5 protein-coding genes are annotated in these 5,984 nt (G+C 61.6%); 3 read left to right on the forward strand and 2 right to left on the reverse strand.

The genetic code is table 11. The features are described from left to right. Window positions 1-86: 86 nt before the first annotated feature. The gene (locus ABI_RS20700) at window positions 87-1,307 is read right to left on the reverse strand and encodes a ricin-type beta-trefoil lectin domain protein (RefSeq protein WP_040309792.1); all 1,221 of its coding nucleotides are present in this window, start codon (window positions 1,305-1,307) and stop codon (window positions 87-89) included. A gap of 149 nt (window positions 1,308-1,456) precedes the next feature. Here ABI_RS20700 and gatB point away from each other — a divergent pair, with 149 nt between their 5' ends. After that, window positions 1,457-2,947, forward strand: coding sequence for an Asp-tRNA(Asn)/Glu-tRNA(Gln) amidotransferase subunit GatB (gatB, locus tag ABI_RS20705; protein ID WP_006275028.1), 1,491 nt, complete (start codon window positions 1,457-1,459; stop codon window positions 2,945-2,947). Window positions 2,948-3,024: 77 nt separating this feature from the next. On the opposite strand, the gene ABI_RS20710 is transcribed toward gatB, so the two are convergent. Further along, window positions 3,025-3,405, reverse strand: coding sequence for a hypothetical protein (locus tag ABI_RS20710; protein ID WP_157139038.1), 381 nt, complete (start codon window positions 3,403-3,405; stop codon window positions 3,025-3,027). 208 nt (window positions 3,406-3,613) lie between these two features. On the opposite strand from ABI_RS20710, the gene ABI_RS20715 reads away from it, so the two are divergent. Beyond that, the gene (locus tag ABI_RS20715) at window positions 3,614-4,540 is read left to right on the forward strand and encodes an ABC transporter ATP-binding protein (RefSeq protein WP_006275030.1); all 927 of its coding nucleotides are present in this window, start codon (window positions 3,614-3,616) and stop codon (window positions 4,538-4,540) included. Continuing rightward, complete coding sequence (locus tag ABI_RS20720; RefSeq protein WP_006275031.1) at window positions 4,533-5,918, forward strand: ABC transporter permease; 1,386 nt, start codon at window positions 4,533-4,535, stop codon at window positions 5,916-5,918. Before ABI_RS20715 ends, ABI_RS20720 begins: the two co-directional genes overlap by 8 nt. Window positions 5,919-5,984: the final 66 nt, after the last annotated feature.

The following is a 5,984-nucleotide window of genomic DNA, read 5'->3' on the forward strand; positions in this document are numbered from 1 at the left end:
AAGCGTCACGTTGTGCGCATCCCTCAAACAAAAACCGGCGCGAAGGTCTCCCTTCGCGCCGGTTTTCATATCCGCAGAATTCGCACTCAATCCAGCTTCATGGTTCCCGCTGTTGAACCACTGAAGAACGACCAGTCGCCGGGCAGCAGCGAGGTGCCGCCGGCAGTCGTCGCGTCCTTGACGGTCGGCGCGACCAGGCCCTTGGCGAAGCGCTGAGTCAGAACCCCGGCGCCGCCGACTACGATCGTGTCCTTCTCGCCGCCGGTGACCTTACCGTCGGTGTCGGCGCTCAGGATCTTGCCGCCGGCCGCCGTCAGGTTACCCCCGGAGAAGCTGGGGGTCAGCGAGAGGGTGGTGACCCCACCGCCGCGCAGTTGGTCACCGATGGTGGCACCCAGGGTGAAAGAGCCAGACTTGGTCGCCACGGCAGGATACCATCTCTGGTTGTCGGTGGCGGTGCATTCCCAGGCGATGACCCCGGTGCCGGGACGCGTTCCGAAGCCCAGAATATCGGCGCAGAGGTTCGTGCCGGTGCGCAACAGGCCTTCCACGGTAAAGGTCCAGGCCTGTTCCGGTTTGCCGTTACAGGCGGCCAGTTCCAGAGCGTTGCCCTGTCCGGTGGAGGTCAGGCACATGTCGCCCTGGATAATGGCGCCGCTATTCCCCGCCTTGAAGCGGAAATCCTGGCCGGCGGCGCGGCTACAGACCTCGATCGAAATGGCGCCCTTGCTGCCGGTCGCTTGCAGGCACAGACCCTGGACAAAATAGCTGGCGATCGACGGGGTCCCGTTGACCTCCCTGGAGATGTCAGCGAGCGCCGGTCCCGTCTTCTCGGCCTTGGCGACGCGGATATTGGTCAAGAAGAAGCTCTGGTTCTCCGTGGCGGTGCAGTCCCAGGCGATGACGGCCGTGCCGGGGTCCTTGTTGAAGTTCAGCACGTCGGCGCACAGGCCGGAATCGCTCTTCAGCGTGCCATTGGCTTCAAAGGTCCAGAACTGTTCGGTGGCGTCGGCGCAGTCGGCGAGCGCCAGGGGCTGGCCTTTTGTATGAGCAGAAACGCACTTTCCCGCCGTCTTGATCTGGCCAGTGGTGTCGTCATAGTCGATGGCCTGAGGCGGCTGGGCATTGCACTTGTTGATGACTAGCGTCCCGTCGGCCCGACCTTCCAGGCAGAAATCCTTGACGAACTTGGTGCCGATGGACAGCTGAGCGGGGCCGGTGGTCGGGGTTTGCGCGTGAACAGCGCTGGCCGGCATTAGCCACGCCAACGCAAGGACCAGCCCGGAAAGGCGGATCAATGACGACATGATGGAAAGCTCCCTGTTACATTTTGTCTTATAATTATTTTGTCAGACAAAATAACGTTTGTAAACGGGGCAGGTGATTTTGAATCTGTGAAACCTGGAGCGGAAATCGCTCTTTCCCCGGCAATACCTTTCCGGTTATAGGGAGAGTCATGACCAACGATCTTGATATCCGCCCCGCCGACGCCTCGAAATTCATCCAGGGCCGCACTGGTCCGTGGGAACTCATTATCGGGCTGGAAGTCCATGCCCAGGTGGCGTCCAACACCAAGCTGTTTTCCGGCGCCAAGGTTGGCTTCGGCGCCGGCCCCAATGAGCAGGTGTCCCTGGTTGACGCAGCCATGCCCGGCATGCTGCCCGTGTTGAACCGTTTCTGCGTCGAGCAGGCGGTCAAGACCGGCCTGGGGCTGAAGGCGCAGATCAACCGCCATTCGCGATTCGACCGCAAGAACTACTTCTATCCCGACCTGCCGCAGGGCTATCAGATCTCGCAGCTCTTCCACCCGATCGTGGGCGAGGGCGAGGTCCTGGTAGAGCTCGACGACACCACCATCACCGTGCGTATCGAGCGGCTGCACCTGGAACAGGACGCCGGCAAGTCGATCCATGACATCGATCCGGTCGCGACTTATGTCGACCTGAATCGTGCCGGCACCGCGCTGATGGAGATCGTGTCCAAGCCCGACATGCGTTCCTCCGATGAGGCGGTCGCATACTTCAAAAAACTGAGAACTATTCTGATCTATCTCGGCACCTGCGACGGCGACATGGAAAAGGGCAATATGCGCGCCGACTGCAACGTGTCGGTCCGCCGGCCGGGCGAGAAGTTGGGTACGCGCTGCGAAATCAAGAACGTGAACTCGTTCCGCTTCATGCAGCAGGCCATCGAGTTCGAAGCCCGCCGCCAGATCGAGGTCCTGGAGGATGGCGGTTCCATCATCCAGGAGACGCGCCTGTTCGACGCCACCAAGGTCGAGACCCGCTCCATGCGGTCGAAGGAAGAGGCCCACGATTATCGCTACTTCCCGGATCCCGACCTGCTGCCGCTGGAAATCGAGGAAGCCTGGATCGAAGAGATTCGTCAGCACCTGGTCGAACTGCCCGACGACAAGAAAGCGCGCTTCGTCAGCCAGTACGGCCTGTCGGGCTACGACGCCGGCGTGCTGATCTCGGACCAGGCCCGCGCCGAATATTATGAGCAGGCCGCGAAAGGCCGCGACGCCAAGCTGGTCGCCAACTGGGTGACCAATGGCCTGCTGTCGCGTTTGGCCGAAGCTGGCCAGGACATCGCCGACAGTCCGCTGCCGCCGGAACATATTTCCGGTTTGGTGGAATTGATCGAAACCAAGGTGATTTCGTCGAAGATCGCCAAGCAGGTCTTCGAGCATATGTGGGACGAGAAGGGCATTCTCACCCCGGCCGAGATTGTCGACAAGCACGACCTGAAAACGGACAACGATACTGGTGCTTTGGACAAGGCTATCGACGACCTAATCGCCGCCAATGCCGACAAGGCGGCTGAGGTCATGACCAAGCCCCAGGCTCTGGGCTGGTTCGTCGGCCAGGTGATGCGCGCCACCCAGGGCAAGGCCGATCCGGCCACGGTCAATGCCTTGCTGAAAGCCAAGCTGGGCGTGGAGTAAATCTCTTCTTACCTCTGGAACGCAAATCGCCGCCGTCATCATGACCGCGGCGATTTTGTCTTTGCAGGAACGGTGCCCTACTGCGCCGGCTGAACGGCGATGTACGGCGTGTCGATCGCCGGCTGGCCGGTCTTTGGTGGGCTGGTATCGGGCTGACGCATGGTTTCCGTCGCGTCGCGGGGCGGCGCCTGGACCAGCACGTCCCCTTGCAAGTCTTCCGCGTCACCCTCTACATAGCTGACTTGGGGCTGGTTGACCGAGTAGGTGGCGATCGCAGCGGGGCGGGTGGCCATGAACTGATTGTAGTCCTGCAACTGCGCCTGGTTCAGGTTGTCGCTGGTCCGGACCTTGTTGCTGGTCTTGGCCGACGCTGCGCTGGGGGTGGTTTCACCGGCAAAAGCCGGAGCGGCCGAAGTCAAGGCAAACGCGGCCAGGACCGTCAGGGTCACTATTTTCATCATAAGCTCCAATATGGACAGCCCGTCCCTTAACGGCTTCACCCTACCGCAGCGGCCGGTAAATATGACAGCCAGAAGCCGGAACGCCGCTATTGGAATTCGGCAAGGAAAAAGCCTGCCGAACGGTTGGCGCGTTATCTCAACCGTGGCTTCCCATGCCCGCCCAAGCCGTATAAGCTGAACCCCACTTAACAGCAGGGGGCGCTTGATGGCGAGCGAACTGGCCTTAAGTCTCGACGGCGTGTCGAAGACTTACGGCGACTTTCAGGCGGTGCGCGACCTCAGTTTCGAGGTCAAAAAGGGCACGATCTGCGGCTTTTTGGGCCCCAACGGCGCGGGTAAAACCTCGACCGTGCGGATGATTCTGGGCCTGTCCCAGCCGTCTGCCGGGAAGATCACCGTGCTGGGCGGTCAGGGCAGCCGCGCCCTCGACCGTATCGGCTTCCTGCCGGAAGAGCGCGGTCTGTACCGCAAGATGAAGGCGATCGACGTCATCGTCTTCCTGGCTGGTTTGAAAGGCGTCAAGGCCAGCGTGGCACGCCGCCGTGCCAAGGAGATGCTGGAAGCGCAAGGCCTGGGCGCCTTCATCAACAGCCCCATCCAGTCGCTCAGCAAAGGCATGTCGCAAAAGGTGCAACTGATTTCCTGCCTGGTCCACGAGCCGGAACTGGTGATTCTCGACGAGCCGTTTTCCGGCCTGGATCCAGTCAACCAGCAGGGGCTGGAGAGCATTATCCGTGACCTGTCCAAGTGCGGTGCGACCGTTCTGTTTTCCACCCACGTGATGCAGCACGCCGAGCGGCTGTGCCAGAACGTGGTTATGCTCACCAAGGGGCGCAAGGTGTTCGAAGGCAGTCTGAAACAGGCCCGCGCCGCCGCACCACGATACCTGGAACTGGAGGGACAACTGAGCCAGGCCGATATTCTCGCCTTGCCCGGCATCAAATCGGCCACCGAAACAGGGCTGAGCGAGGACGGCGTGCCCCTGTGGCATTGCGAGCTGGAAGCCGGCCAGTCAGCGCACGAGGCGCTGAAAGCCGCATTCCTGCGCAATCTGGATGTCCGCCGCTTCGAGGCGCGTGAACCCAGCTTGCATGATGCCTTTATCGTCCTGACGGGAGCGGAACATGCGTAAGACCCTGCTGATTGCGCGCCGCGAATATCTCGCCTTTGTCCGCACCGTCGGTTTCTGGCTGTCGATCGTGACCGCGCCGCTGATCTTTACCCTGATCATTGCCGTTCCGATGTTGATCCGGACCTCCGCGCCGGTCGAGGTGATGAATGTCGCCATCCTCGATCTCACGGGGGCGAATGTGGAACAGCCTCTGCGCCAGTTGATCGAACGCGTTGCGGCGCCGGCCCAGGCGCAAGGCCCTGACGCCGCGCTTCAGGACGCCGCCAATGCCGCCTTCGACAAGGAGCGCATCAAACTGGTACCCCTGCCTCAGGGCCTGGATGCCTCGATGACGGTCGCCGCCGCCGAGGCCCGGATACCGGACGTGCTCGCGACCCCGGTCTCGCCGGCCACAACCATTGTTGTTGTCAGCGATGACGGTGAAAAGCTGCATTTCCGGATCTGGTCGACACCGGACCAGCGCAAGCACCTTGAAGACAAGCTGTACTGGGACCTGCATGGCCTTCAGTATATGAAGGTCGCCGGTCAAAAGGGCGTCGACCCCAAGGTTGCCGAAGACATGCGCGCATCACGCGCCGAGATCGTCAGCCTGACGCCGTCCGATGGCGCGCCTGGCGCCAAGGCGGATTTCCTGGCGGCCGGTCTGCGTGATCATGGCCCGCGCGTTGTCGGCATAGCCCTGGGCTTCGTCACCTGGTTCACCATCTTCTCGTCGTCGATGATTCTTCTGGGCGGCGTCATCGAGGAAAAGGCCAGCAAGGTTCTGGAAGTGCTGCTGGCGTCGGCTTCGACCGAAAGCCTGTTGATCGGAAAGGTGTTGGGTGTCGCCGCGGTGCTCTCCACGGTCGGCCTTATCTGGGGTTCGGCGATCTTCGTCATGATCAGCCAGGGCGCGTCCTTCATGCCGCCCGACCTGGCGCAAACCCTGCGAGAGGGCCTGGCGGGCATCTTCACGCCGGCCTATGTCGTGTTGCTGCTGAGCTATTTTGTCGGCGGTTATCTGATGTTCGGCGTGACCTTTGCCGCTATTGGCGCCTTCTGCGAAACCCAAAAGGACGCCCAGGCCATCATGGGGCCGCTGATGATCGTGCTGATGGTGCCGATGCTGTGCATGCAGGCCGCTATCGGCGCACCCAATGCGCCGATCATCCAGTGGCTGTCGTGGGTGCCGATCTTCACGCCGTTCCTGATGCCCTTGCGCCTGAGCGAACCGCTGCCGGTGTGGGAAATCGCCATGACCCTGGGCGGTATGGCGATCGCGGCCTTTGCCATGATAGCCCTTGGCCGCCGTGCCTTCAAACAGGGCGCCCTGACGGGGGGCAAGCTGACCTGGGGCACGATCGCCAATATTGCGACGCGCAAGGCCAACGACGCATAAGGATGGCCCGATCTGGGCTGGTCTTCACCTTATACCAATCCACGATGACCTTGACTCATCGTGGAT

The sequence above is a fragment of the Asticcacaulis biprosthecium C19 genome (assembly GCF_000204015.1).
Taxonomy (GTDB): domain Bacteria; phylum Pseudomonadota; class Alphaproteobacteria; order Caulobacterales; family Caulobacteraceae; genus Asticcacaulis; species Asticcacaulis biprosthecius.

Coding starts and splice junctions, on each gene's coding strand:
- ABI_RS20700 (WP_040309792.1), bottom strand. CDS start 1,307: ATGTCGTCATTGATCCGCCTTTCCGGGCTGGTCCTTGCGTTGGCGTGG.
- gatB (WP_006275028.1), top strand. CDS start 1,457: ATGACCAACGATCTTGATATCCGCCCCGCCGACGCCTCGAAATTCATC.
- ABI_RS20710 (WP_157139038.1), bottom strand. CDS start 3,405: ATGAAAATAGTGACCCTGACGGTCCTGGCCGCGTTTGCCTTGACTTCG.
- ABI_RS20715 (WP_006275030.1), top strand. CDS start 3,614: ATGGCGAGCGAACTGGCCTTAAGTCTCGACGGCGTGTCGAAGACTTAC.
- ABI_RS20720 (WP_006275031.1), top strand. CDS start 4,533: ATGCGTAAGACCCTGCTGATTGCGCGCCGCGAATATCTCGCCTTTGTC.